25 protein-coding genes are annotated in these 24054 nt (G+C 67.1%); 11 read left to right on the forward strand and 14 right to left on the reverse strand.

What is annotated here, in order from left to right:
* Window positions 1-3: 3 nt before the first annotated feature.
* The 12 genes from HV765_RS12615 to HV765_RS12670 are packed head-to-tail and all read right to left on the reverse strand — an operon-like array spanning window position 4 to window position 10969.
* A complete protein-coding gene (locus HV765_RS12615; RefSeq protein WP_175169868.1) occupies window positions 4-1251 on the reverse strand; it encodes an NAD(P)/FAD-dependent oxidoreductase in 1248 nt (415 codons plus the stop codon).
* Window positions 1252-1292: 41 nt separating this feature from the next.
* Complete coding sequence (locus tag HV765_RS12620; RefSeq protein ID WP_175169869.1) at window positions 1293-3626, reverse strand: MMPL family transporter; 2334 nt, start codon at window positions 3624-3626, stop codon at window positions 1293-1295.
* The gene (locus HV765_RS12625) at window positions 3610-4326 is read right to left on the reverse strand and encodes an outer membrane lipoprotein carrier protein LolA (RefSeq protein ID WP_254600550.1); all 717 of its coding nucleotides are present in this window, start codon (window positions 4324-4326) and stop codon (window positions 3610-3612) included. The genes HV765_RS12620 and HV765_RS12625 overlap by 17 nt, the downstream gene beginning before the upstream one ends.
* Entirely contained in the window at window positions 4323-4766 is a 444-nt protein-coding gene (locus HV765_RS12630; protein ID WP_054422267.1) for an acyl-CoA thioesterase, read from the reverse strand. The genes HV765_RS12625 and HV765_RS12630 overlap by 4 nt, the downstream gene beginning before the upstream one ends.
* Window positions 4759-5682 (reverse strand): LpxL/LpxP family acyltransferase, encoded by a 924-nt coding sequence (locus HV765_RS12635; protein ID WP_175169870.1) that lies wholly within the window; start codon window positions 5680-5682, stop codon window positions 4759-4761. Before HV765_RS12635 ends, HV765_RS12630 begins: the two co-directional genes overlap by 8 nt.
* Complete coding sequence (locus HV765_RS12640) at window positions 5679-6431, reverse strand: glycosyltransferase family 2 protein (protein ID WP_054422265.1); 753 nt, start codon at window positions 6429-6431, stop codon at window positions 5679-5681. Before HV765_RS12640 ends, HV765_RS12635 begins: the two co-directional genes overlap by 4 nt.
* The gene (locus HV765_RS12645; RefSeq protein WP_254600552.1) at window positions 6418-8319 is read right to left on the reverse strand and encodes an ApeI family dehydratase; all 1902 of its coding nucleotides are present in this window, start codon (window positions 8317-8319) and stop codon (window positions 6418-6420) included. The genes HV765_RS12640 and HV765_RS12645 overlap by 14 nt, the downstream gene beginning before the upstream one ends.
* Window positions 8283-8831 (reverse strand): COG4648 family protein, encoded by a 549-nt coding sequence (locus HV765_RS12650; RefSeq protein WP_054422264.1) that lies wholly within the window; start codon window positions 8829-8831, stop codon window positions 8283-8285. The genes HV765_RS12645 and HV765_RS12650 overlap by 37 nt, the downstream gene beginning before the upstream one ends.
* Window positions 8828-9082 carry an acyl carrier protein gene (locus HV765_RS12655; protein WP_054422263.1) on the reverse strand — a complete coding sequence of 85 codons (255 nt, stop codon included), beginning with the start codon at window positions 9080-9082 and terminating at the stop codon, window positions 8828-8830. Before HV765_RS12655 ends, HV765_RS12650 begins: the two co-directional genes overlap by 4 nt.
* 17 nt (window positions 9083-9099) lie before the next feature.
* Entirely contained in the window at window positions 9100-9360 is a 261-nt protein-coding gene (locus HV765_RS12660) for a phosphopantetheine-binding protein (protein ID WP_054422262.1), read from the reverse strand.
* Window positions 9361-9365: 5 nt separating this feature from the next.
* The gene (locus HV765_RS12665; protein WP_175169871.1) at window positions 9366-10205 is read right to left on the reverse strand and encodes a lysophospholipid acyltransferase family protein; all 840 of its coding nucleotides are present in this window, start codon (window positions 10203-10205) and stop codon (window positions 9366-9368) included.
* A complete protein-coding gene (locus tag HV765_RS12670; protein WP_175169872.1) occupies window positions 10202-10969 on the reverse strand; it encodes a beta-ketoacyl synthase chain length factor in 768 nt (255 codons plus the stop codon). Before HV765_RS12670 ends, HV765_RS12665 begins: the two co-directional genes overlap by 4 nt.
* Window positions 10970-11104: 135 nt before the next feature.
* On the opposite strand from HV765_RS12670, the gene HV765_RS12675 reads away from it, so the two are divergent.
* From HV765_RS12675 to HV765_RS12705, 7 genes are all read left to right on the forward strand, one after another.
* Window positions 11105-11731, forward strand: coding sequence for a 4'-phosphopantetheinyl transferase family protein (locus HV765_RS12675; RefSeq protein WP_245636288.1), 627 nt, complete (start codon window positions 11105-11107; stop codon window positions 11729-11731).
* Between the two features lie 107 nt (window positions 11732-11838).
* A complete protein-coding gene (hmpA, locus tag HV765_RS12680; RefSeq protein WP_175169873.1) occupies window positions 11839-13056 on the forward strand; it encodes an NO-inducible flavohemoprotein in 1218 nt (405 codons plus the stop codon).
* A gap of 160 nt (window positions 13057-13216) precedes the next feature.
* Window positions 13217-13654, forward strand: coding sequence for an Rrf2 family transcriptional regulator (locus HV765_RS12685; RefSeq protein ID WP_054422257.1), 438 nt, complete (start codon window positions 13217-13219; stop codon window positions 13652-13654).
* A gap of 106 nt (window positions 13655-13760) precedes the next feature.
* Window positions 13761-15008, forward strand: coding sequence for a D-amino acid dehydrogenase (locus HV765_RS12690; RefSeq protein WP_175169874.1), 1248 nt, complete (start codon window positions 13761-13763; stop codon window positions 15006-15008).
* A gap of 201 nt (window positions 15009-15209) precedes the next feature.
* Window positions 15210-16124: a DMT family transporter gene (locus HV765_RS12695; protein ID WP_175169875.1), complete on the forward strand. Its 915-nt coding sequence runs from the start codon at window positions 15210-15212 to the stop codon at window positions 16122-16124.
* A 319-nt stretch (window positions 16125-16443) separates the two neighbouring features.
* A complete protein-coding gene (locus HV765_RS12700; protein WP_175169876.1) occupies window positions 16444-17532 on the forward strand; it encodes a proline dehydrogenase family protein in 1089 nt (362 codons plus the stop codon).
* A gap of 18 nt (window positions 17533-17550) precedes the next feature.
* The gene (locus HV765_RS12705; protein WP_175169877.1) at window positions 17551-18363 is read left to right on the forward strand and encodes a helix-turn-helix transcriptional regulator; all 813 of its coding nucleotides are present in this window, start codon (window positions 17551-17553) and stop codon (window positions 18361-18363) included.
* On the opposite strand, the gene HV765_RS12710 is transcribed toward HV765_RS12705, so the two are convergent.
* Window positions 18303-18977, reverse strand: coding sequence for a flavodoxin family protein (locus tag HV765_RS12710; protein ID WP_175169878.1), 675 nt, complete (start codon window positions 18975-18977; stop codon window positions 18303-18305). The two genes, HV765_RS12705 and HV765_RS12710, sit on opposite strands and share 61 nt — an antisense overlap.
* Window positions 18978-19137: 160 nt before the next feature.
* Between HV765_RS12710 and HV765_RS12715 the strand changes: the two genes are divergently transcribed.
* On the forward strand, window positions 19138-20034 hold the full coding sequence (locus HV765_RS12715; RefSeq protein ID WP_175169879.1) for a LysR substrate-binding domain-containing protein: 897 nt from the start codon (window positions 19138-19140) through the stop codon (window positions 20032-20034).
* Here HV765_RS12715 and HV765_RS12720 read toward each other — a convergent pair.
* On the reverse strand, window positions 19991-21322 hold the full coding sequence (locus HV765_RS12720; protein WP_175169880.1) for an MFS transporter: 1332 nt from the start codon (window positions 21320-21322) through the stop codon (window positions 19991-19993). The genes HV765_RS12715 and HV765_RS12720 overlap by 44 nt on opposite strands.
* A 123-nt stretch (window positions 21323-21445) precedes the next feature.
* Here HV765_RS12720 and HV765_RS12725 point away from each other — a divergent pair, with 123 nt between their 5' ends.
* From HV765_RS12725 to HV765_RS12735, 3 genes are all read left to right on the forward strand, one after another.
* Window positions 21446-22336: a LysR substrate-binding domain-containing protein gene (locus HV765_RS12725; protein ID WP_175169881.1), complete on the forward strand. Its 891-nt coding sequence runs from the start codon at window positions 21446-21448 to the stop codon at window positions 22334-22336.
* Between the two features lie 24 nt (window positions 22337-22360).
* Window positions 22361-23266: a LysR family transcriptional regulator gene (locus HV765_RS12730; protein ID WP_175169882.1), complete on the forward strand. Its 906-nt coding sequence runs from the start codon at window positions 22361-22363 to the stop codon at window positions 23264-23266.
* Window positions 23267-23386: 120 nt separating this feature from the next.
* A complete protein-coding gene (locus tag HV765_RS12735; RefSeq protein ID WP_054422249.1) occupies window positions 23387-24016 on the forward strand; it encodes a glutathione S-transferase family protein in 630 nt (209 codons plus the stop codon).
* Window positions 24017-24054: the final 38 nt, after the last annotated feature.

Below are 24054 nucleotides of genomic sequence, written 5' to 3' on the forward strand. Positions count from 1 at the left end.
GAATCAGACCGGTTCCGCTTGCGCGTCGGCGCTGCGGCACAGTTCGCTCAGCATGCGCAGACGGCGCTGCGGGCTGGCGACGAAAGGGTTGCTCGCGTCCCAGGCGTAGCCGGCAAGAATCGAGCTGATCATGCGGCGGATTTCCGGCTGCGCGTTCTTGTAGAACACGACGTCCTGGAATTCGCCGCTGTACCAGCCTTGCACGTAAGCGCGGAACGTTTCCACGCCCACCATCAAGGGGTCGGCAAAGTCCGCTTGCCAATCCACGATTTCACCGCCCAGCTGGCGGTGCAAGGCGTCGGTGGCCAGTTTCGACGAGCGCAGCGCAATGGTGACGCCGGAGGAAAACACCGGGTCCAGGAATTCGGCGGCGTTACCCAGCAGCGCATAGCCCGGGCCATGCAAGCGCGTGACGCTGGCGGAATAGCCGCCGATGGTGTTGGCGGGCGTGTCCCAGACCGCGTTGGCCAGCACGCGCTTCAGGTTGGGGGCGGCGTCGGCCATGGCGCGCAAGGTGGTCATCAGGTCTTGGTCGGGGCCGCCGAAAAGGTCTTGCCCGCCCACCACGCCGAACGAGCAGCGGCCGTTCGAGAACGGAATCAGCCAATACCAGATGCCCGGTTCTTCGGGGTGCACGCTGATCAGGATCTTTTCGCGGTCAAAGCCGGCGTCGTCGATGCGGTCTTCGATGTGCGTGAAGATGGCCTTGCGCGGCGGCATCGACGACGGGCGTTCCAGGTCCAGCAGGCGCGCCAGCACCCGGCCGTAGCCGCTGGCGTCCAGCACAAAGCGGCTCTTGATTTGGCGGGTGACGCCGTCGGCGTCGCGCACGTCCAGCACGGGGCTGTCGCCGTTGAAATCCGCCGCCGTGACTTCTTGCAGATAGCGCACTTCAACGCCCTGGCGGGCGGCGTCGTCGGCCAGCACCTTGTCGAAGGTGGCGCGCTGCACCTGGAAGGTGGTGCCGGGGCCGGGGCTGAATTTGTCGCGGAAATCGAAGTAGGTGTATTCATCGCCGCGCGCGAAGGCGGCGCCGTTCTTGACCTGGAAGCCTGCGGCCTGAACGGCGGGCATCATGCCGGCCTCTTCCACGAATTCCAGGCAGTGCGCCAGCAGGCTTTCGCCAATGGAAAAGCGCGGGAACTGCTGGCGTTCCAACATCAGCACATCGTGCCCTTGCCGCTTGAGCAGGGCGGCCGCGACTGCGCCGGCAGGGCCTGCTCCGATAACGACGACTTCACGATGTTCCATGCGAGATGCTTCCATGTCAGTGTGATGAGTGGGGGTAAAGGTCAGGCGGATTGCGGTGGGCGTATCCACGGGGCCCACAGCAACGAGAACGCAACGCCTAGCGCCACCGCCAGCCCGAAATTGGCGATGGCGGGCGTTTGGCTGATGGCCAGCAGGCCGAACGACAACAGCGTGGTGACGGCGCCCAGCAAGATGCCGACAAGGCTGGCCGCCGCGCCCGCCACGCGTTCGTACATGAAGATGGCGTAGTCCACGCCGATGGCGGACACCAGCAGCAGGCCGAACAGGCTGAACAACGTCAGCGGTTGGCCCAGGTATCCCAGCGCGGCCAGCGCGCAGGCGGTGGCGGCCAGCGGCACCGCCAGAATGCGCCAGGTTGCCGCGCGCCCCAAGGTCAACAGCAGCAGCACGGCGGCCACGCCGTAGGACAGCAGCTTGAGCTCGGCGGCTTCAATGCGGGTGGCGGCGAACATGTGGTTCAGGTCGCCGCTGCGGTCCACCAGCACGACTCCCGGCAGGCCTTCTGCAATGCCCTCTAGCGCGGCGGCGTTGCGCAGGCCCAGTAACGTGACCATGCCTGCTGCTTCGCCGTCGTGCACGCCCAGCCATTGACCGCGCCAGCGTTCGGCCAATGGCCCTTGCAACGCGTCGTCAATGGTGATTGCGGGCAGCGTGGCCATGGCTTGCAAAGTCTGCTGCAAGGCGTCAAACGGAATACCGATGTCTGTCAGCGGCTTCCACACGTCAGGCTGCGCGGCCAAGGTTGCCAGGCGTGCGCCTAGCGCTTGTTGATCGGCTGCCGGCGACACCAGCTGGCTAAGCGCGTTGTAGGCGGCAAGGTCGCCGTTCTTGACCAGCGCATCCAGCTTTCGGCCCACTTGCGCTTGACGGCGCAACAGCTCGTCGGCGTTGGCGGCGCGAACCAGGAAGAACTGGCTCGTCGGCGTGAAGCCGGTGATCTCGCCAATCTGGCGCGCCTGTTGCAAGAGCGGCGCGGGCAGGCTCAGCCATTGGCGCAAATCATCCTGGATGACCAGCCGGCTGATGCCGCCCACCGTGGCGGCGGCCATGATCAGCGCGCCGATGCCCAACAGCGCGCGCCGGCTGGCCAGACGTTCGCGCGCGCGCAGCGCGGCGTTGGCGGCGTGCAGCAGCGGCGGCCAGGGGCGCGGACGCCATCCGTCCATCCAGGCGGGCAGCTGGCAGACCGTGCAGGCGTAAGCGCCCAGCAGGCCAGCGGCGGAAAACACGGCCGTCTGCGTCAAGGCGGGGAAGGGGGTGAAGGCCAGCGCGATGTAGCCGACCAGGCTGGCGGCCAGGCTGATCGTCAGGCCCGGCAACACGCGGCGCAACGCCGGCCACGCGCGCCAGTCGGGCATGCCATAGCTTTTGCCGAGCCAATGCATGGGAAAGTCCACGGCCACGCCGATGAGGCTGGCGCCAATCACCAGCGTCAGTACATGGATCGACCCAAACACCGCCACGCAAGCCACCGCGCCCGTCAGCAAGCCCACCGCTACCGGCACAAACGCCAGCAGCGCGCGCACGCGGCGCAAGGCCAGCAGCAAGACCAGGATGATGCCGGCCATGGCGCTGGAACCGATCCACGAACTTTCCGCTACCGCCTGCTGGCGGCCGGACGCAGCGTACAGCGGGCCGCCCGCCACGAGCAGTTCCGCGCCATCCGCGCGCAGCGCTTCGCGGTCTCGCTCGATTTGTGCCGACATGCCTTGCGGCGCATCGGTGTCGAACGCGTCGGCGCGCGTTTCAGCGCGCACCAACACCCAGTGCTTGCCGCCGTGCTCGGCTTGCAGCATGCCCGTGCCCATGTCGTACTGCACCGCGCCGCCCGGGCGCAGCGCTTGTTCGGCGCGGCGGGTCAAGCCCAGCCAATCCTGGTCCACGGGCACCAGCCCCGATGACGAGAACGGGTCCGACAGCTCGCGCGCGCGCCGTTGGGCGTAGGCGGTGGGGTCGGACAGCAACTGATCACGGTCGGCCGCAGGCAGCATGGCCAAACGGCCGGCCAGCAATTGCGCGCGCACGGCGGACAGGTCCACGTTCAGTTCAAGCTTGACCGACGCGAACAAGCCGCTGCGCGCCCAGCGTTCGGCGAGCAACTTCGCGGGCGCGGCCGGGTCCGCGGCGTCAGCTCGGGCGGCAACCAGCGCCAGCACTTGGCGCGACAGCGGCTCCTGGATGCGGGCTTCGGCCAATTGGCGCGTGGCGTCTGCGGTGGCGGCGTGCGGCACCAGCTCCATCAGGTTGGCCGACACCGGCCAGCCGTGGCGGCACTGCCAGGCGCCTACACACAGCACCAGCAGCAAGCCCAGCTTGAATAGCCGGGGCAGCCAGCGTTCAATCGGCAAACGCACGTTGCTCCTCGGGGGTCAGCGCGTCGGCGGCAGCGGCGTCCGTCATTTGCAGCACGCTGCGGTCGCCTTGGGTTTCGCGCAGTTCGATGCGGTCGACGAGCTTGCCGCCGTTGATCTGAATGTTGTCGAAAATCTGGCGCAGCAAGGCCGAACGCGGCGTCAAGAGCAGTTGCCAGGCATCGGCCTCGCCGGTCAACGCCAGGTCAAAGTTCTCTTGCAGCCCTCGGGTATCGCCCGCCAGCACCGACAGGAACAACCGGTTTTCACGGCCCGAGCCGGTCTGTTGCGGAAGCGCCTGCCACACGCCGGCCTCGTTGCGCCGCGAAATGCCATTGGCGTTGATGCGCAGGTCTTGGGCGATGGGCGTGCGCAGCAGCCACAACAGCCCCTTGCCAGCAGCCAGCGTGAAGTCGCCACGGCTCGTCAGCGGTTGCGGCAGTGAACGCAGAAATTTCTGCTGCACGAAATGGCCGCGCACGATGGGCGTGGCGCGCAGCTGCGTTTGCAAGTCGTTCAGGTCGAACGCTTGGGCGGACCAGGGCAGGGCGGCGAGCGTGAGCAGCAGGGATCGCAGCAGGAGCGGCAGCAGGAATCGCTGGTGGATTCGCCGTTGGAACCGCAGTTGGAACCGCAGTTGCAATATGCTGCGCGGCATGTGTGCCGCAACGGCGCGTTGGGCGAATAGCGTCAACATCTTCATGCCGTGGCCTCCAGGGCTTGCAGCTTGCGTTCCACCGCCTCAACAAATACGGCAGGCGAGGCCAGCTGCATTTCACGCGTCTCAATGCTGACCGCGACTTGTTCAGTGGTGGCGCGCGTCAAACGCGTGCCGGTGGCCGAATCCAGAATCAGGTAGTTGATCTTCAAGCGGTTTTCCCATTCCACCAGTTCGGCGCGCACGGTCAGGCGCTGGCCGAACTGGGCGGGTTGCGCGTAGCGCAGGTGCAGGTCGATGACCGGCCAGGCGTAGCCGCTGGCGCGCATGGCGTCGTAGTTGTGGCCCAGCAGGTCCAGCAATTCGCAGCGCGCCTGTTCCAGATACTTCACGTAGTGGCCATGCCAGACCACGTGGATGGAATCGACATCGAAAAAGGGCACGCGGATCTCGACTTCGGCGCCGATCAGGCCTCGTTTACGCATCGTCTTTCCAGAAAGGGTAGAAGTTGAACCATTGCAGCGGCGCCAGGCGGCAGTGCGCGGCCAGGCGGTCGGCGTAGCGCTGCGCCCAATAGGCGATGCGTGCCTGCCGCGTGGCGCGCGTCCATTCGATACCGTCAGATAGCCGTTCCATGGCCACGCGATACCGCGCGCCGTGCCGCGTGCAGAACAGCACGTTGACGGGGCAGCGCAACAGGCCGGCCAGCAGCCATGGGCCTTGCGGCAGCGGGGCGCTTGCCCCCAGAAACTGGACGGGCGTGGTGCGGTCGCCTTGCAGTGGCACACGGTCACCGGCGATGGCGAGCCATTCGCCGCGGTCCAGCCGCTGCGCCAGGTCCAGCATCACGGGCGCATCCAGCTCGCTGACTTGAATCATGCGCAGCCCGCCGCCCGCTTCGCTCAGCAGGCGGTTGAAATGCACCGCGTGTTTGTTGTGGACCAACACGTTCAGGCGCAGCGCGCCCGAGCGTTCGGCCAAGGCGCGGCACACTTCAATGTTGCCCAGGTGCGAGCCCACCAGAATCTGGCCCCGGCCCGCGCCCATTTGTGCGTGCAGGCCGTCAGGGTCGGCAATGTCCAGATCCGCCATCGTGATCTTGCTTTGCCAGACGTCCAGCTTGTCCAGCATGGCGTCGGCAAACGCCAGGTACTGGCGGTACACGGGCAGGGTGCGCGGCAGCGGCACGGGCAGGTCGCCCGATTGCGTCAGCCGCTGCTGGTATTGCGCGATGGCGCGGCGGGCGCGGCCGCCGAAGGCGTAGAAGTACAGCACCACCCCCCACACCACGGGCGCAACCACGCGGCGGCCCAGCTTGCGGGCGGCCCACGCGGTCAGGCGCATCAGCAGCGGGTTGCCGCGTTCGGGCTGAGCCGCCCAATGCGGATCGGCGGCGGTCAAGGCGCGAGCCCTCGCGTCAGACGGCGCCATAGCAGGGCTGGCGAGCGGGCCAGCATGCCAAAGAACAGCCGCGCATGCATCCGGCTGATCAGCAGGTTGTCTTGCAGGCCCTTGAAGTGCGAGACGCCGCCTTCGGGATAGACCACGCGCGTGGGCAGCCACGCCATGGGAACGCCACGCCAATGCAGGCGCACCAGGATGGCGATGTCGAAATCCATGCGGCGGCCCACATGCGTGCCGTTGATGACGGGCAGCACTGCCGCCAGCGGGTACACGCGAAAGCCGCACATGGCGTCGGGAATATCCAGCGACAAGGTGTTGATCCACACCCACACGCGCGTGAGCCAGCGGCCATAGAGACGGCTGCGCGGCACGTCGTCGCCGTAGACGGGCGCGCCGCAGATGACGGCTTGCGGCTGCGCTTGGGACGCGCGGGCAAACGCCGCGGCATCCGGCAGCGCGTGCTGGCCGTCGGCGTCCACTTGCAAGGCGTGGGTGTATCCCAGTGCGGCAGCGGCGCGCAGGCCATCTTGCACGGCGGCGCCCTTGCCGCCGTTTTCGGCGCGGCGGACCAGATGCGTATGCGGCAAGGCGCCCAGCGCGTCCAGCGCCGCGGCGCAACCGGGTTCGGAGCCATCGTCCACCAGCACGCAGGGCAAGCCTTGCGCGGCCAGTTGTGCGTGGACGGCGGCAACCGTGGCGCCGTGGTTGTAGACCGGGATGACGGCGCAGAGCTTATAGGCCGTCATGGCCATCCGCCTGAAGAATGCGGCCCGACGAGCAAGGCGCATCGTCCACCGTGCACGTGAAATACAGCTTCTGTTTGGCGTCGTCCCAACGCAGGGCTAGCTGCGCAATGTCGCCGGGGCGTAGCAGGCGTTGAAACTTCAACGCCTCCATGCCGCCGAAGCGCAAGCCAGGGCACAAGCCGCGCTGGGCCAGCGACATCGCCCAACTGATCTGCGCCACGCCCGGCACGACAGGCACCGACGGAAAATGCCCGCTGAAGTGCGCCAGGTCGTAGGGGATGTCCAGCGTGTAGCGGCGTTCGTTGTCGGGCTGGCCAGGCAGTTCCACGGCAACCGGCTCCACCGGACGGAGGCCGGCGGCGATGTCAAAAACGGACTGCGGCAGCTTGCATTGCGCGTTGGCGGGCAGGTGCCGGAAGAAGCGCCAGGTGCGCGGAATGGCGAGCGATTCGAAGCCCCCGGCCAGATGCGCGCGCAAGGCATCCACCAACGTTTTGCGGCCCTGGTTGCGCAAGGCATGCAGGCCCGCGGCGGACAGGGCGATCAGGCCGGTCAGACGGGCGCTGCCGCGGTGATCCGCGCGTCCGGGTTGCCTCGTGTCACCGGGGCCGTCGGGTTGAGCTGGCTGGCCGGGTTGGCCCAGCCGGGCGTCGGCCACGAAGGCATGGCGCATCAGCGCCTGCTCCAGCATGGGCAGCGAGATGCGCTTTTCCTCAATCTTCACGATGCGGTCCAGGCGGCCCAGCAATTGGAAGCCGCCGGACGTGAGCTGGGCGCCGTCGGACGTCTGCTCATCGGCCGCGTTCACCCAAGGCGATTGCACGTGCAAGGCACCGTCCGCATTCAGGCTGACCACCGCGCCGGGCAAGGGCTGCCAGTCGGCCGAACCGGTGCGCCACGCCACCGCGCCCGTTTCGGAACTGCCGTAGATTTCGGTGGGGCGCAGGCCCAGACCGCGTTCGATATCGTCGGACACGTCGGGCGGCAGCGCGCCGCCTGATGAATGGATGCGGGTCAAGCGGCCGCGCAGTTGCGCCCAGTCCAGACGCTGCCCCAGCCGGCGCAGCAGCGCGGGGCTGGCGATCCAGGTGAAGGACGGGTAACGCAGGCTGGCCTGTTGCAGCTCTTCGGGATAGAGCCGTTGGCGGCGGTCGATCTGGCGGCCCGAACACAGGGGCCACAACACACGAAACGGCAGGCCGTACATGTGTTGGGCGGACACGCTGCCCAGCACGGGCGCGCTGGAGTCCGGCCATTGCTGTTGCAAGGCCTGAACCTCTGCCGCCAATTGCCGCCACTGTTTGCTCAACGGCTTGGGCGTGCCGCTGGACCCGGATGTGCACAGCACAAGCGTCACGGACGGGTCCAGCGCGGCGGGGGGCAATGCGGCGTGGTCTTGCAGAGTGTCCAGGCGCCATTGCCGGGTGGCGGGCACGGGCAGGTCGATATCGGTTAGCCAGGCATCGACGTCCGCATCCAGCGCGGCGCAAGTTTGCGCCTGCGCGTCGCCAGGAAGCACGGCGACGACGCCCGCGCGCCAGCACGCGAACAGGGCGATGGCCAGTGCGGCGGCGTCGTCGAACCAGAGGGCGACCCGGCGGGGGCCGCGCGCCTGCAACGCGCCGGCGGCGAGCAGGCTGGCGTGCGCGAACGCCGCGCGCGTCAACAGCGGGTGATCAGCGACCGGGGCGGCAGCGGCGGCAGGGGCTGCGGCGGCAGCAGGGGCGGCAGGGGCGGCAGCGGCAGCGGCGGCAGCAGGGGATGCAGCAGCAGCAGCAGCAGCAGCGTCCCCGGCGTTATCCGCGTCCGACGCCGGCAGCAACAGGTGGGGAAGCGGTGTCCAGCGCATGATCAAACCGCCCGCGCGGCTGCGGGGCGCAGCAGCCATTCGCCCGCGATCAGCAGGCCCATCAGGCCGTAGCTGGCCGCGCCGTTATAGGCGACCCACCAGCTCCACGGCGCCCATGCCGCCAAGCCCGCCGCAATGCCGCCGTTCACCGCAAAGAACACGCACCACGCGCGCGTGACATTGCGGGTATAGCGCACGCCTTCGGGCGGCAGATCGGGGTGGCGCAGACGCGCCAATTGTTCGATGACCGGGCGGCCAACGCGCAGGCTGATGCCGAAGACGGCAAGCATCATGGCGTTGACCAGCACCGGGTACCAGCGCAGCCACGCCTGTGAATTCGAGACGGCAAGGATCAGGCAAAAGGCAACCGCCACGGCGGGCAGCAAGCGTCCGCCGGGCTGGGCGCTGCGCGCGGTGAGCCCGCGCGCGAGCCACAACAGGGCGAGCGGCAGCGCCAGCCACGCCGGGCTGACGCGCCCCAGCGTTGCGTAAACCACAAAGGGATACGCCACGCCGGCAACGGCCAACGCGGCCGCAGCCCCGCGCCTCATGCGTCGGGCGCCTGCTTTTGCCACATGGCCTGGACGACGTCCTCAACGGTGCGCACCGTGCGGAAGTCGTTGGCGTCCAGCTTGCGGCCGGTCTGGCGGCGTACGTGGTCGATCAGGTCGATGGCGTCGATGCTGTCGATCTCAAGGTCCGTATAAAGATTGGCCTCGGGCGTGACGCGTTCCGGTTCGATTTCAAACAGTTCGACCAGCGCATCGCGCAACGTGTTGAAGATGTCCTCGCGGGTATGCATCGTGGACTCCGTATGCGTTAATCGCGCCGTTGCGCGGTGACAAAGGCCGCAAGGCTATTGATGCTGGTGAAGTGTTCGCGCATGTTGCGCGTTTCGGGGTCGATGGTGATGCTGTAGCGCTTTTGCAGCGCCAGGCCCAGTTCCAGGGCATCTACCGAGTCCAGGCCCAAGCCGTCACCAAAGAGCGGGGCGTCGGACGCGATATCGTCGGGGGTGATGTCTTCCAGCCCCAGCGATTCGATGACGAGCGTTTTCAGCTCAAGTTCCAATTCATTCATCCCGCTTAGACTCCGCTGCCACCGTCAGGGGTGGCGTGTTCGTTCATGAGAGCACCGGCCGGCGCGGTGCGCGCCAGTTCGGCTTCGAAATAGGCATGCAGCCAGGCATTCATCTTGCGTCCCGCCGCCGGCAGCGGGTGCGCGCTGCTCCAGACGGCCGGATCAATATCTTCGCCAACCTGAATCACGTAACGCATCCGGCGCGCCGGAATGCGGTACCAGGGCTCGCCTTTGGTCAGGCTGCGCGGATTCATCTGGATGACGACGGGCGTGACGACCCGCGCGCCGCGCAGCGCAATGGCGCAGGCGCCACGGTGAAATTGGGGCAACGCGTCCGGCGGCGTGCGCGTGCCTTCGGGAAAGACGATCAGCGTTTCGCCGTTGCGCAGCACGTCGGCGGCGCGGTCGAACATGTCGAAGCTTTCATCGTTGGTGATGTAGCCGGCGTTGGCGATGGGGCCGCGCGTGAAGGGGTTGGTGGCCAGCCCGTGCTTGACGATGCAGTTGGCGTTCTTGACGTGGCCCACCAGGAACACGACATCAAGCAGCGACGGGTGGTTCGCCAGAATCATCTGGCCCGGCTTGCCCAGGCGTTCCGCGCCCTTGAACTCCACCGTCAGGATGCCCACGCGGACCATGAACCGGATGAAAAGACGGAACGTGCCGTTCAACGCCCAGCGGGCGCGGCGCTGGCGGTCCAGCCTGTCGCCCGGAAAGAGCCGCTGCGGCGGGAAGACCAGCACGCGCAGCAGCAGGCCGCCCAGGCCGAACATCGTGAACGCCATGCCGGTGGCGACCAGGCGCCAGAGCCAGAAATCCTGGCGGGGTTGCGTGGTGCTAGTCATGCAGTACGGGTCCAGGTCCAGCAGCGGACGTCATTCGCGTGCCGCCATGTGGGCGTGCAAAGCGTCAGGTGGCGCAGCAGATTCAAGGGGTTGGGCCAGGCGGGCGCCGCTGCCGGGGCGGGCAGGGCGGATGCGCTGGCCGATGCATTGGCCGACGGGGCAGCCGCTGTATTAGTGGATGCCGTCAGCGTCCAGTCCGTGCCCGGACGCAGGTGAAACGCGGCGGCGTAGGTATAAGGCGCGTCGTCGATCCAGGGGGCGTAGGGCGCGGGCGGGCGTTCTTCGGCCAGCACGACGAGCACGTCTTCATGCCCCTCGCCAAACAGCATGGCGGCTTCCAGGAAGGCGTGCTCCAGCCCGTCGTCTTCCACAGAAAGCGCGATGGACTCGGTGGTTTCGCGGCGTATGATCGACCACTGCGCGGCAATGGCGTTGTGCACCGACAAGCCGAACGCCGTGGGCGACAGCGGCTCATCGGCCGCCAGCGCTTGCAGCAAACCGAAATTGCGCGTGGTTTCCCCATGGCGCGAGGCGAACACCAGCGGCATGGCGGGGCGTTCTGCGGCTAACGGCCAGGCGCACTCGAACACCGCGCGGGCCAGCGGGCTGAGCCGGCGGCGCTGCATGGGCGGCAGAAAGTCGAGGCAGGGCGCGCGTTGTTCACCAAGGGGGCAGTAAGGATGTTCGGCCCACTGTAACCAGTCAGCGGGGGAGTCGATTCCTTGCGCCCAACCTTGCCATTGCGCGATTGAGAACGTCAACATAGCGCGCGATTCTACTATGGCCGCGCGCCTGGATTTTGTTTTTGATGGTTACGTTGTATTCAGTTACTGCCTGTGGGCGTGGTTTTTTTGACCAATAATTAGTTACTTAATTCCGTGGAAGTTCAGGAACTATTCATGTATTGGGCGGACCAACGCGCCGCCGCTCACTATCAAGTGAAGGATCTGTCACCTGATGACGCCCGGCGGGCGCCTCGCGTCACGCCCCGGGCCATAGCAGACTGGCAGGTCAGCCGCGTGTTGCTGCACGCCGTCAGGCAAACCCACCCTCTTTCTGGCGTGACGTCGCTGAGCCACAGCCATGGCCACGCGCTGTGTGGGCGCGCGCCTGCGGGCTGGGCGCTGGGCGTGGATCTGGAACGCCTGCGCCCGCGCAACTTTCTCCAATTGGCGGCCTGGGTGTGTTCCGCGCAAGAGGCGGCGGCGCTGTCCGCGCTGACGGGCAAGGCGCAAGCGGAACGGTTCTATCTGCTGTGGACATTGAAAGAAGCGTTCATCAAGGCCGCCGGGCTGGACTTTCCGGCGGACATGGCCACGGTGGGCCTGGAAACGGACGCGCAAGGCCGGTGCCGGCTGCGCGCGCCGGCAGGCGCCTGGCGCGCGTGCACCTGGCGGGTGGGAACGGAATGGATGGCGTCGGCGGTGTGGCTGGCGCCAGATGGTGACGCGACGTTTCCGTCGTGGCGTCCGGTGGCCGATTGCGGCTTGCCCGCGCTGACACAACTGGGCATCTGGTCTTCCTGAAAGTAGGGATTGGCGCCTGCGCAGCGGGCGTTTTGCCATTGGCCGTTAAAGATGTATTATGAATATATATTTAAGAGCGAGCACGATCGCAATCCAAGGAGCAGCAGATGTTGAGCCCCCAAATCCGCGCGCTGGTCAAAGCCACGGCCCCCGTTCTCAAGACCCATGGCGTGGCGTTGACCCGCCATTTTTACGCGCGCATGTTCGAGCACAACCCCGAGCTCAAGCACATCTTCAATCAGGGCCATCAGGCCGGCGGCCAGCAGCAGCACGCGCTGGCGGGCGCGGTCACGGCCTATGCGGAACATATCGACGATCCCTCAGTGCTGATGCCGGTGGTGACGCGGATCGTGCACAAGCATGTCAGCCTGGGCATCCGCCCCGAGCACTACGCCATCGTGGGCAAGCATTTGCTGGCGTCCATCCGCGAAGTGCTGGGCGAGGCCGCCACCGACGAACTGGTGGACGCCTGGGCGGCCGCGTATGGGCAGTTGGCCGATCTGCTGATCGCCGAAGAGGCGCGGCTGTACGCCGAGTCGGCCGGCAAGCCGGGCGGCTGGACGGGGTGGCGCGCATTCCGAGTGGTGGGCAAGCAGCCCGAAAGCGCCGAGATCACGTCGTTCTATCTGGCGCCCGCCGATGGCGGCGCAGTGCCGGCTTATCAGCCCGGCCAGTATGTGTCCGTGCGCGTCTACGTGCCGGAACTGGGCTTGATGCAGCCGCGCCAATACAGCTTGTCGGATGCGCCGGGCCAGGACCGCCTGCGCATCTCGGTCAAGCGCGAAGCTGCGGGTGCGCAGACGCCGGCCGGGCGTGTGTCCAATGCCCTGCATGACCGTCTGGAAGAGGGCGGCGTGCTGGACGTGGCGCCGCCGCAAGGGGATTTCCATCTGAAGCAAGACGGCGATGCGCCGGTGGTGCTGCTGAGCGGCGGGGTGGGGCTGACGCCGATGGTGTCGATGCTGAACCATCTGGTCAAAACCAACGACGCGCGCCAGATCCGCTTTGTGCACGGCTGTCGCAACCGCTCGGTGCATGCCATGAAAGACCACGTGAACCGCATCGCCGCCGAACGCGGCAACGTGCAAAAGGCCGTGTTCTACGAGGAAATCGCCCACGACGACCAGCCCGGACGCGACTACGATCACGCGGGCCGCGTGGACTTGCACGCCATCCGCGACAACGCCATCGTGCCCGGCGCCGACTATTACCTGTGCGGCCCGGCGCCCTTCATGCAGGCGCAGCGCGCGGCTTTGCTGGAACTGGGTGTTGCCGCCGATCGCATTCACGCCGAGGCCTTTGGCACCGGAGGCGCGCCGGCCTGAGCGGTGTATCCTGGCGGGCTGATCCGGCTGATCCGGCTAATCCCAGCTGATCCCGGCTGATCCGGCTGATCCGGCTGAGTCCGCCCGACCCGGCTGACCTGCCTTACCCGCCTGATCTGCCTGGGCTGACCGCAACCCCGCCGCCCCTGCCACTCCTGCCATGCAACTGACCCGATTCACTGACTTCGGCCTGCGCGTCCTGATGTACCTGACGCAATGCCGCGACCGGCCCGCCGCCGTGACCATTCCCGAAATTGCGGAACGGTTCGCGGTGTCGCGCAATCACCTGGTCAAAGTCGTGCATTTCATGTCGCAGCGGGGGTGGGTCAGCACGTCGCGCGGCAAGGGCGGGGGCATGAGCCTGGCGCGCCCGCCCTGCGATTACCGCGTGGGTGACCTGATCCGCGAACTGGAACAGCAAGGCCCGCTGATCGATTGCCGCGAACCGCCCTGTGCGCTGGACGGCGCCTGCCGCCTGGCCGGCGTGCTGGCGCAGACCTTGAATGCCTTCTACGACGCCCTTAACGGCTACACGCTGGCCGATCTGGTGCGCGACCCGACCGCCGCCGCCATCATCAAGCTGCACCGCGCCGCCTGAGCCGGGGCATGATGTTTTGTTATGGATGCTGCGGCGTTTGGCATTTGCCGGGCGGGCGGCGCGCGTTTCAGAATAGCGGCAACTTCCCGTTTTCTTGGATATAGGTATGCGCGTTTGCGTGATCGGTGCGGGCGTCGTCGGCGTGACGTCCGCCTATTTCCTGGCGCGCCAGGGGCACGACGTGGTGCTGGTGGACAGCCAGGCGCGTCCGGCCGAGGTGTCCAGCTACGCCAACGGCGGCCAGCTCAGCTATAGCTATGTGGCGCCGCTGGCCGGCCCCGGCGTGCTGCCCAGCGTGCCGGGCTGGCTGTTGCGCCGCGATTCCCCGCTGCGGTTCCGGCCCCGGATGGATCTGCATCAATGGCGCTGGTGCCTGCAATTTGCGCTGGCGTGCCGCGCATCGGTGGCCAAGGCGTCCACCGCGCAACTGTTGGGGCTGTCCTATCTCAGCCGCGACGTCATGCATACGCTGCTGGCGCAGGAAGACCTGGCGTTCGGCCATCTTAAAAACGGCAAGCTGATCGCGTATCGCAGCCCGGCCTTGCTCGACAAGGCGCGCGCGCTGGTGGCGTATCAGGCGGGGCATGGCGCCGAACAACAGGTGCTGGACGCCGCACAAACGCTGGCCATGGAGCCAGCGCTGGCCGCCATGGGCAGCAAGCTGGCGGGCGCCATCTACACGCCCAGCGAAGAAGCGGGCGACTGCCGCCAGTTCACAGAAGCCTTGTTCGACCGCCTGCAAGCCATGGGCAATGTGGAATGCGCCATGTCGAACCCGGTGTCGGGCTTGCAGCGCGAAGGCCGGCGCATTGTGGCCGTGAACACGCGCAACGGCGATATCGGCGCGGACGCCGTCGTGCTGGCTACCGGCATCGGCACGCGTAATTTGCTCAAGCCGTTGGGCCAGGACGTGCCGCTGTATCCGCTGAAGGGCTACAGCCTGAGCGTGCCGCTGGCTGATGACGAGACCGTCGCGCCGCGCATCAGCGTGACGGACTACGAACGCCGCATCGTCTATGCGCGCGTGGGCGGCGTGTTGCGCATCGCGGCCATGGTGGATATCGGCAGCGCAAACGCCGACATCGACCCTGCGCGCGTGGCCTTGCTGAAAGAACAGGTGCTGGAAGCGTTCCCCTCGTTGGACCTGCGCCAGGCCATTCCCTGGGCGGGTCTGCGCCCGGCCACGCCCACCGGCAAGCCCCTGATCGGGCGCAGCGGCGCGGCAGACAACCTGTGGCTGAACGTCGGCCAGGGCGCGCTGGGCTTCACCTTGGCTTGCGGCAGCGCGGCGCTCTTGACGGCCCAGATGGCCGGCGTGGAGCTGCCCTTGGACCCGGCGCCTTTCAGGCCCTGATGAATCCACGTTTTGTACGGCAGGCCCTAGTCAGCGGCGCAATATCCAGCAGAGCAATGTCCATTTTGCGATAGTCCGTGCCATTTCATCGGGAGACGGGCTGAACGCCGCTCAATAGGATAGCGATCGTCCCCCGCGCCAACGCGCTTGCGCACGTTGAACGCGGGCGGGTCCGATCCCCTTCCTGCGAGCGTACGCATCATGTCCTATCTGTTCCCCTTGTTCGCCATTCTGTTCTGGGCGGGCAATGTCATCGTGTCGAAGATGGCCGCCAGCGCCATCTCGCCCACCGCCATCACCTTCTACCGCCTGGTGCTGGCGCTGTTTCTGATGGGCCTGTTCACGGCCCGCCCGGCCTGGCGCAACCGCAAGGTCATTCTTCGCCACTGGCCCAAGCTGGCGCTGTACGGCGCACTGTCGTCGGCGGTGTTTCAGGCGCTGTCGTATCGCGCGGCCGAAACCACCACCGCCACCAACATGGCCATCCTGACGGCGCTGATTCCGTTGCTGAGCATGCTGCTCAGCGTCGTGATCCTTCGCGATCCGCTGACGCTGGGGATGGCGGCGGGCGGTGTGATGTCGTTTCTGGGGCTGCTGTACCTGGTGGGGCAGGGCGACATGCTTAGCGTGTTTCAGCACGGCATCCACGTGGGCGACGGCCTGATGCTGCTGGCCGCCTTGTCTTATGCGCTGTACGGCGTGCTGCTGCGTCATTGGAAGGTGCCGGTCCCGGCCTGGCAGTCCACGTTCGTGCAATCGATTTTTGCGCTGCTCTACATGCTGCCGCTGTATCTGCGCGTGCCGGCGGCGCAGGCCGCGCTGGATGTGAACACGATTCCGCTCATTCTCTACGCGGGCATTTTCTCGTCGGTGCTGCTGTCGTACCTGTGGATTGAAGGCGTGCACCGGCTTGGCCCCAACCGTTGCAGCATCTTCATCAACCTGCTGCCGCTGTTCACGGCGTTGGCGGCCTTCCTGATGCTGCGCGAGCAACTGCACGGCTATCACTTGCTGGGCGGCGCGGTGACCTTGGCGGGCGTGCTGTTGGCGCAGACGGTGCAACGCCCGCTGTTCGGCCGCACGCCGGCCGCGACGCTGGTCAGTGGCAAGGTGTAGGCGGAGGCGGTTCGATAGCCGCGGCTGAACCACGGGGCGTCCCGCTTCACGGGCGTCCCGCTGCACGGGCGTCTCGCTGCACGAGCGTCTCGCTGCACGAGCGTCCCGCTGCACGGGCGTCTCGCTGCACGAGCGTCTCGCTGCACGAGCGTCCCGCTGCACGAGCGTCCCGCTGCACGAGCGCCCCGCTGCACGAGCGTCCCACTGCACGGGCGTCCCGATTCGCCGGGCGACCCGATTAGCCGGGCGGCCCATTCACGGGCGTTCAATACGGACGCCCGCCAGCCCGCCATAGTGGTGCTCTCTAGCGGGAGCACCCATGAGCATTTTTCAAAGAACCACCATCGCGCTGGCGCGCAGCCCCCTGATGGGCCGCACGATGCGGGCGATGGCGGCCCGGACGTCACTGGCGCGCCGCTTTGTTGGCGGCGCGGACGTCGATGCGGCCGTCCAGACCGCCTTGCGGCTGCGCGACGCGCACGGCATCCGCGCATCACTCTTCTATCTGGGTGAGTACGTGGCCGAGCCGGTCGCGATCAAGCACAACGTGTCGCAAGCCATCGAAGCGTGCCACGCATTGGGCGCGGCGGGCCTGGACGTGCATGTCTCCATCGATCCCACTGCCATCGGCTTCATGGCAAGCGACGCACTGGGCACGGAAAACGCCCGGCGTATTGGGGCGGCGGCTAGTGCAGCGGCTGGTGCGACGGCCAGTTCGGCGGCCAGTTCGGCGGCCAGTGCGACGACTGGTGCGGCGGCCAGTGCGGCGGGATGGGCGGCTGATGCGGCAGCTCGTGCGACAGCTGACTCGGCCGCTCCCCGCATCGGCGGCGCCGCCCGCAATTGGGTTGTGCTGGACATGGAAGACTCGGGCATCCGCGACCGCACCTGCGCGCTGCATCGCGACTTGCTGCAAGCCGGGCTACCCGCCGGGCTGACCTTGCAGGCGCGCCGCCGCCGCACGCCGGAAGACCTGGCCTGGGCGATCCGGCAACGCACGTCGCTGCGTCTGGTCAAAGGGGCATTCCCCGAGCGCGCGCTTGACCACGCGGGCCGCGCGCGCATCGATCAGGCCTATCTGGATGCGGCCGGCATCATGTTGTCGCACGAGGCCCGCGAGTCCGGCTTCTACCCCGTCTTCGGCACGCATGACGACCGCTTGGCGGGCGCCATCATGACGCTGGCGCGCGAGCGCGGATGGCCGCCGGACGCGTTCGAATTCGAGATGCTTTACGGCGTGCGCCCCGACTGGCAACTGGCCCTGCGCGGCTTGGGCTATAACGTCAGGGTCTATCTTCCTTTCGGCGCCGATTGGTGGCCCTACGCCATCCGCCGGGTGGGAGAAAATCCTCGTAACGCGTGGCTGCTGGCCCGGTCGCTGACCTCCGACGGGCACTACTTCGGCTAGCCCCAAGATGGCGGTTTCATGGCGGTTTCCCAACATATCTGGCATTGCGGCGCGGGCCTGCCCGGCGACGTGCTGATCGCCGATCTGCGCGCGTATCGCTACGCGCCCCATTTTCACGACGCCTGGTCCATCGGCGCCATCGAACAAGGGCGCTGCTCCTTCACCGTGCATGGGCAAGCCCATGTGGCCGGCGAGGGCGATCTGGTGGTGATTGCGCCCGGCCAGGTCCACACCGGCGGCACGTCGGCCGCGCCGCTGGCGTATCGCATGGCGTATATCGACGCGGCCTGGTTCAACGACCATGCGCGCGCCTTGTTCGAAGGCGATGCGCAACTGCCCGGGCCGGTTATCAGCGCGCCCGCTTTGTGCACGCAGTGGCTGGCGGCGTTGGCGCCGGATGCCATGGCCGGGGCGGAGCGGGGCAAACAGCTATCCGCTGCCTTGTTCAGCTTGTTGGCGGCCCATGCCCATTGCGCCGACACCGCTTCCACGGATGCCCCAGACGTTTGCGAGCTGCTGCGCGCGCGCATGGCCGCCGATCCCGCTTGCGCGCCAGACTTGGAAGCCTTGGCGCGCGCGCAGCGCCGCCATCGCACCACGCTCGTCAAACAGTTCGCGCGCCGCTATGGCCTGCCGCCACAGGCATGGCTGCGCAATTGGCGGGTGGCGCGCGCCCGCGTGTTGCTACGCGATGGCTTGCCGCTGGCGCAGGCGGCGCACGCGGTGGGTTTCGCGGATCAAGCCCATCTGACCCGCGTCTTCAAGCAGGTTTACGGCAGCACGCCCGGCGTGTTGCTGCGCGCGGGCGCGGCCGCTTCCCAGACGTTGTGAGGGCGGGGCGTTTCAACGCGGTAGTCTGAATACTTCCGTTCAAAGAACGACGCGCCCAATTGCTCGGCCGCCAGCAGCGGCTGGCGCGGGTCGGCCGCAATTTCACCCCGGTGGTTGCCCGCGCCATGCACGTAGCCAACAAAATCCGAATGCGTGTAGCGCGAAAATTCCTGCAACTGATGCACGATGCCCAGCGCTGCGCCCGGGTAGGTTTCCTCGGACGCCACCGCCAGCCCCAGCCGCTTGCCCGTCATGCGGGCCTTGACCCGTTCCGGCTCGGGCCCCGCGCCCGCGTAGTGGCTGAACGAGCGGTCAAAGAACGCCTTGGTCTGCGCCGACATCCCGTACCAGTAGATTGGCGTGCAGAACAACACGCCGTCGGCGGGCAGAAAATGTTCCAGGAATAGCTCGTCGTAGCGGTCGGCGGGCACGGGCCGGTGGCGCAGGTCGGGCAGGAAGCCCTGGATGTAATCGTCCAGGAACAACAGGCTGGCGGGCGTGCCGGCCGCCTCGGCGCCGCGTTGCGCAGCGGCGCCCAATGCGGCGCTGTTGCCGTCTTTCCGGGGGCTGCCCACCAGGATGAGCAGGCGCTTTGATTGATGATGTGAATTCATGTCGGGGTCCTTGGTTTCGTAAGGCGCGCCGCGAAAAGGGGCGGGATGCCTTGGTGTCGATGAATCAATATCGATGCCCCAATGTAGAAAACCCGGTCCGCCGCGACAAATGACGATTCCTTGATTAAGATGAATTCACTTCATCTATATAAGCCGCCTCATGTTCGCCTCATTGCCCGTGACCGCCTTGCGCGCTTTTGAAGCAGCCGCCCGGCTGCGCAGTTTCAAGCTGGCGGCGGCTGAGCTGTCGGTCACGCCGACGGCGGTATCGCATCAGATCAAGGCGTTGGAGCGCCAGGCGGGATGCGCGCTGTTTGACCGCGTGCCGCGCGGCGTGCGGCTGACGGACAAGGGCGCGCGCCTGTTTGTCAGCGTGCATGGCGGCTTGCTGGACATTGCGCAGACGCTGGACGCGCTGCGGCCCGCGCCGGCATCGGGGGCGTTGACGGTATCCACCACGCATTCGTTTGCAGCCTTGTGGCTGGTGCCCAGACTTGGCCGCTTCTATCAGGCCTTTCCGCAGTACCAGCTGAATCTGAATGCCAGCGCCGAGCCGGTGGATCTGCTGCAAGACGCCAGCGTGGACGTCGCGGTGCGTTACAGCCCGCATAGCTACCCGGCGTTGCACACCGCCTGTGTATTGCAGGAATGGTTTGGCGTCTACGGCGCGCCCGCGTTGCTTGCCCACATGGGCAAGCGCAGCGCAAATCGCGCACCCGCGTTGGTGACCGTGCGCTGGCGTGATTCCGAGCTGTACGAACAGGGCTGGCAGGCATGGTGCGGTGCAGCCGGCTTGCCCGCCTGGCGCAAGCCGTCGGCCGTGCATGCCTATGCGGAAGAACACTACGCGTTGCAGGCGGCCATTGCCGGGCAGGGGTTGGTGCTGGCCAGTTCCGTGATGGTGTCTGACAGCGTGGGCGCGGGCACCTTGGCCGCCGTGCGGCCAGACGTGCGCGTGCCGGGTTCGGCGTACACGGCGCTGTGCGCGCCGGGCCGCGAACGCCATCCGCCGGTCAAGGCGTTTCTGGGCTGGCTGAACCAGGAATTTCAGGCGTAGCGCGCGATCGGGCAGGCGCGGCTGGCCGGGGCAGCAAGGGCAACGCGGCCAGCATGCACAGGCCAGCCACCGCCCAAACCAAGGGCCACGAACTTGCCGCAACGCCATGCGCAATGGCAAGCGGCGTCAGGAACAAACCCAGGTAGACGCAGGTGTTGGCCAGCCCCAAGGCGGTGCCTGCGCGTTTGGCACCCGCCAGCGTTGCCAGTTCCGTGTACGCCACCCCGTGCCAGGCCGACGCGCAGATGCCCGCCACCGCCAGCAGGCACGCCACTGCCGTTACGGCCAACGGCGCCGATGCCGTGTCGTTGATGGCCCAGGCCAACGCGCCCAGCGCGGCAAACAATACAAAGCTCAACTGCACGCATCGGCGGAGAAAGGCGCGCCGGTTGCCATGGCGGTCGGTCCACCGGCCCGCGGCAATGCGCGCCACCATTGCACCCAGTTGGACGGCCACCATCACCGCCGTCAATGTGCCGATGCCGGCGTGGCTGAAGTCGTGGAGGAAGACGGTGGCGAAGGTCAGCACGGCAAATTGCGGGCAGCACATCACTCCGATGGCGACGGCCGCCCGCCAGACGCGAGCATCGCGTAACGGCGAGGCAGGGGCGGGGCCTGCATCGCGTGCTGACGTGGCGGTGGGCGAGCCGCCGTCAGAGGGCGCTACGCTGCCCGGCCTGACGGGTTCGCGCAGCCAGCAGACCGCAAGTAGCGCCGCCGTGGCGCACATCCCGGCCAGCACGCCATACACCGCCGCGAAGCCGGCGTGCGCCGCCAGCCACGGCAGCAACAACGCGCCCAGGCCGCCGCCCAATGGCACGGCGGTTTGCCGGATGCTCATCGCCAGGCCGCGTTCGCCTTCGTCGAACCAGGCCATCACCGCGCGGCCACTGGCGCCGTTGACGCTGCCGCCCAGCATGCCCACCAGCAACAGGCCCAGCGCCAGCAGCCACAAGCCAGGCACGTCGGCGCCGGCCGGGGCTGCGTACAGACTCATCCACGCCAACGCCGCAGCGGTGGCGCCCAGGCCGGTCAGCAGCACCGGGCGGTCGCCCCAGCGGTCGGTCAGCAATCCCCATGGCAGTTCGAATAGCGCCACGCCCAGGCCCATCAAGCCCAATGCCAAGCCCAGTTGATCGTTGTCCAGCCGGTAGCCGGCGCGCATGTACACGGCGGTGGTCGGCAAGCCTGCGGCGGCGGCGGAAAAGGCGGCGTTGGCGGCCACGCCCACGGCCAGCACTTTCCAGCGGTGGGCGGGGCGTTCGGCGGGGTCAAGAGTGACAGGCATGCAAGGCTCCAGCAGACAAATCAAAAAAAGACCTGGCCAGTCTGCGCCTCTGCTATCGTTCTGAAAATCAGGAAATATTGATTCAATAGTTTTGAAAATCAGGATTATTCATTGAGGACAACCATGCGGCAGATCACTTTCGACCTGGACGTGTTGCGCAGCTTCGTCGCAGGCGTGGACCTGGGCAGCTTCGGCCGGGCGGCGGATCGGCTGGGCCGGTCTACATCAGCGGTCAGCGCCCAGATGAAGAAGCTGGAAGAACAGGCCGGCGTGCCGCTGCTGCGCAAAGAAGGGCGAGGCCTGGCGTTGACCGACGCCGGTGAAACGATGCTGGCGTATGCGCGCCGGTTGCTGGACTTGAACGATCAGGCGGCGCGCGCCGTGCGCGGGGTCGAGCTGCAAGGCATCGTGCGCCTGGGCTTGCAGGAAGACTTCGGCGAAATGCTGTTGCCCCAGGTGTTGGGGCAATTCGCGCGGGCGCATCCAAAAGTCAGGATCGAAGCGCGGGTCGCGCGCAACACCGACTTGCTGGAACGCATTGCGCTAGGCCAGTTGGATCTGGCGCTGGCGTGGGATCACGACGCGCGGGTGCCGCATGCACAGCATTTGCTGGACTTGCCGATGCGCTGGATCGGCCCCGCACAACCCGTGTCCGCGCCGCTGCGGGACGACGCAGGCGAGATGCCGCTGGTGGCCTTCGAGGCGCCTTGCCTGTTCCGCAACTGCGCGACGGGCGCGCTGGACCGCGCCAATCAGCCGTGGCGCGCGGTCTACACCAGCCCCAGTCTGGCGGGGTTGTGGGCGGCGGTGGCGGCGGGCCTGGGGGTAATGGTGCGCACCCCGCTTGGGTTGCCCGCATCGGTGCGCGCCTTGGCCCCGGGCGAGCACGATTTGCCGGCGCTGCCATCCATAGCGCTATCGCTGTATCGCAGCCAGGCGCAGCCCGATTCCGTTGCGGCCGCGTTAGGCGATATCGTTCGCCAGTGCATCCAGGACAGCGCCGCCCGCCTGTAGGCCGCGCAAGACCGAGACCCCTCCATGAATCAATTCCATGAAATGACCGTGTTCCTGGCCGTGGCCGACGCGCAAAGCTTCGCCGCCGCCGCCCGGCGTCTGGCCATGTCGGCGCCGACGGTGACGCGCAGCGTGGCGGCGCTTGAACGGCGGCTGGGCGCGTTGTTGCTGGTGCGCACCACGCGCAGCTTGCGTCTGACCGAAGCGGGCCAGCGCTATGCCGCCGACTGCCGCCGCATTCTGGACGAGGTCGAGCAAGCCGACGACGCCGCCGCCGGCGTGATGGCCGCCCCGCGTGGCGCGCTGCACATCACCGCGCCCGCGCTCTTCGGCGAGCTTCACGTGATGCCGGCGGTTTTGGGCTATTTGCGCGCGCATCGCGAAGTGTCGGTGCGCACCTTGCTGGTGGACCGCGTGGTGAATTTGATGGACGAGGGCGTGGACGTGGCCGTGCGCATCGGCCCCTTGCCGGATTCGTCATTGACGGCGGTGCCGGTGGGGCAGGTGCGCCGCGTGGTGTGCGCCTCGCCCGCCTTCCTGCGCGAACACGGGGTGCCGGAAGATCTGGAAGCGTTGCAACGGCGCTGCACGATCACCGCCGCCATGGAAGGGCGCAGCGCGCAATGGCGCTTCATGCAAGACGGCGAACTGCACCGTCTGAGCATGGAATCGCAGCTGACGGTCACGTCGTTTCAGGCCGCCGTGCTGGCCGCGTGCGAAGGGTGGGGGTTGACGCAGGTGGTGTCGTATCAAGTGGCCCGCCACCTGCAAAGCGGCGCCTTGCAGGTGGTGCTGCGCGAATTCGAAGCGCCGCCGATGCCGGTGCATGTGGTGTATCCCGAGGGCCGGCGCAGCTCCGCCAAGGTGCGCAGCTTTGTGGAATTCTGCGTTGAGGCCTTGCGCCGGGATCTGGCGGCGCTGCCGGTATAGGCGCCGCGCGTCCGGCGTTCTTTCAGTTTCTGTAATAGTGTCTTGCCGCCGCTGGCGGTTCACGGCAGGCGCGCATCGGCTCAAGATGCAGACATCGCTTATCCATTTGGAAACTACGCCATGTCTGCCGCTCCGTTGACCTTCTACAGCTTCCCCTTGTCTGGCCACGCGCACCGCGTCGCGCTGATGTTGTCTTTGCTTGACGTGCCGCATCGTTGCGTTGACGTCAATTTGCGCCAGGCCGAACAGAAGCGTCCCGAATTCCTGGCGCTGAACGCCTTCGGCCAGGTGCCGGTGATTGACGACAACGGCACCGTAGTGGCGGATTCCAATGCCATCCTGGTCTATCTGGCCAAGCGCTACGGGGGTGCTGCGTGGTTGCCCGAAGACGCCGTGGGTGCGGCGGCGGTGCAGCGCTGGTTGTCAGTAGCGGCCGGCCCCTTGGCCAACGGCCCCGCTACGGCCCGCCTCGTGACCGTGTTTGGCGCGGCATTCGATATCGACGCCACGCTGGCGCGCGCACATGCCTTGCTGGCGGTGATGGACAGCGAACTCAGCCGCCGCGACTTCCTGGCGGGCGACACCCCGACCATCGCGGACGTGGCCTGCTACACCTATGTGTCGCATGCGCCCGAAGGCAATGTGGCGCTGACGGGGTATCCGAACATCCAGCAGTGGCTTGCCCGCATCGAGTCCCTGCCGCGCTTCGTGCCGATGGCGCGCACGGCGGCCGGCTTGCAAGCGGCTTGAATGGCTTAACGGCTTGAACGGCTTAATGGCTTGACCGC

Origin of the sequence: Achromobacter kerstersii (assembly GCF_902859595.1) — a bacterium.
Lineage (GTDB): Bacteria > Pseudomonadota > Gammaproteobacteria > Burkholderiales > Burkholderiaceae_B > Achromobacter > Achromobacter kerstersii.

Coding starts and splice junctions, on each gene's coding strand:
- HV765_RS12685 (WP_054422257.1), top strand. CDS start 13,217: ATGCAACTGACCCGATTCACTGACTTCGGCCTGCGCGTCCTGATGTAC.
- HV765_RS12670 (WP_175169872.1), bottom strand. CDS start 10,969: ATGTTGACGTTCTCAATCGCGCAATGGCAAGGTTGGGCGCAAGGAATC.
- HV765_RS12700 (WP_175169876.1), top strand. CDS start 16,444: ATGAGCATTTTTCAAAGAACCACCATCGCGCTGGCGCGCAGCCCCCTG.
- HV765_RS12720 (WP_175169880.1), bottom strand. CDS start 21,322: ATGCCTGTCACTCTTGACCCCGCCGAACGCCCCGCCCACCGCTGGAAA.
- hmpA (WP_175169873.1), top strand. CDS start 11,839: ATGTTGAGCCCCCAAATCCGCGCGCTGGTCAAAGCCACGGCCCCCGTT.
- HV765_RS12640 (WP_054422265.1), bottom strand. CDS start 6,431: ATGACGGCCTATAAGCTCTGCGCCGTCATCCCGGTCTACAACCACGGC.
- HV765_RS12675 (WP_245636288.1), top strand. CDS start 11,105: ATGTATTGGGCGGACCAACGCGCCGCCGCTCACTATCAAGTGAAGGAT.
- HV765_RS12695 (WP_175169875.1), top strand. CDS start 15,210: ATGTCCTATCTGTTCCCCTTGTTCGCCATTCTGTTCTGGGCGGGCAAT.
- HV765_RS12735 (WP_054422249.1), top strand. CDS start 23,387: ATGTCTGCCGCTCCGTTGACCTTCTACAGCTTCCCCTTGTCTGGCCAC.
- HV765_RS12690 (WP_175169874.1), top strand. CDS start 13,761: ATGCGCGTTTGCGTGATCGGTGCGGGCGTCGTCGGCGTGACGTCCGCC.
- HV765_RS12725 (WP_175169881.1), top strand. CDS start 21,446: ATGCGGCAGATCACTTTCGACCTGGACGTGTTGCGCAGCTTCGTCGCA.
- HV765_RS12660 (WP_054422262.1), bottom strand. CDS start 9,360: ATGAATGAATTGGAACTTGAGCTGAAAACGCTCGTCATCGAATCGCTG.
- HV765_RS12705 (WP_175169877.1), top strand. CDS start 17,551: ATGGCGGTTTCCCAACATATCTGGCATTGCGGCGCGGGCCTGCCCGGC.
- HV765_RS12645 (WP_254600552.1), bottom strand. CDS start 8,319: ATGGCTGCTGCGCCCCGCAGCCGCGCGGGCGGTTTGATCATGCGCTGG.
- HV765_RS12625 (WP_254600550.1), bottom strand. CDS start 4,326: ATGAAGATGTTGACGCTATTCGCCCAACGCGCCGTTGCGGCACACATG.
- HV765_RS12730 (WP_175169882.1), top strand. CDS start 22,361: ATGAATCAATTCCATGAAATGACCGTGTTCCTGGCCGTGGCCGACGCG.
- HV765_RS12650 (WP_054422264.1), bottom strand. CDS start 8,831: ATGAGGCGCGGGGCTGCGGCCGCGTTGGCCGTTGCCGGCGTGGCGTAT.
- HV765_RS12715 (WP_175169879.1), top strand. CDS start 19,138: ATGTTCGCCTCATTGCCCGTGACCGCCTTGCGCGCTTTTGAAGCAGCC.
- HV765_RS12710 (WP_175169878.1), bottom strand. CDS start 18,977: ATGAATTCACATCATCAATCAAAGCGCCTGCTCATCCTGGTGGGCAGC.
- HV765_RS12655 (WP_054422263.1), bottom strand. CDS start 9,082: ATGCATACCCGCGAGGACATCTTCAACACGTTGCGCGATGCGCTGGTC.
- HV765_RS12615 (WP_175169868.1), bottom strand. CDS start 1,251: ATGGAACATCGTGAAGTCGTCGTTATCGGAGCAGGCCCTGCCGGCGCA.
- HV765_RS12630 (WP_054422267.1), bottom strand. CDS start 4,766: ATGCGTAAACGAGGCCTGATCGGCGCCGAAGTCGAGATCCGCGTGCCC.
- HV765_RS12665 (WP_175169871.1), bottom strand. CDS start 10,205: ATGACTAGCACCACGCAACCCCGCCAGGATTTCTGGCTCTGGCGCCTG.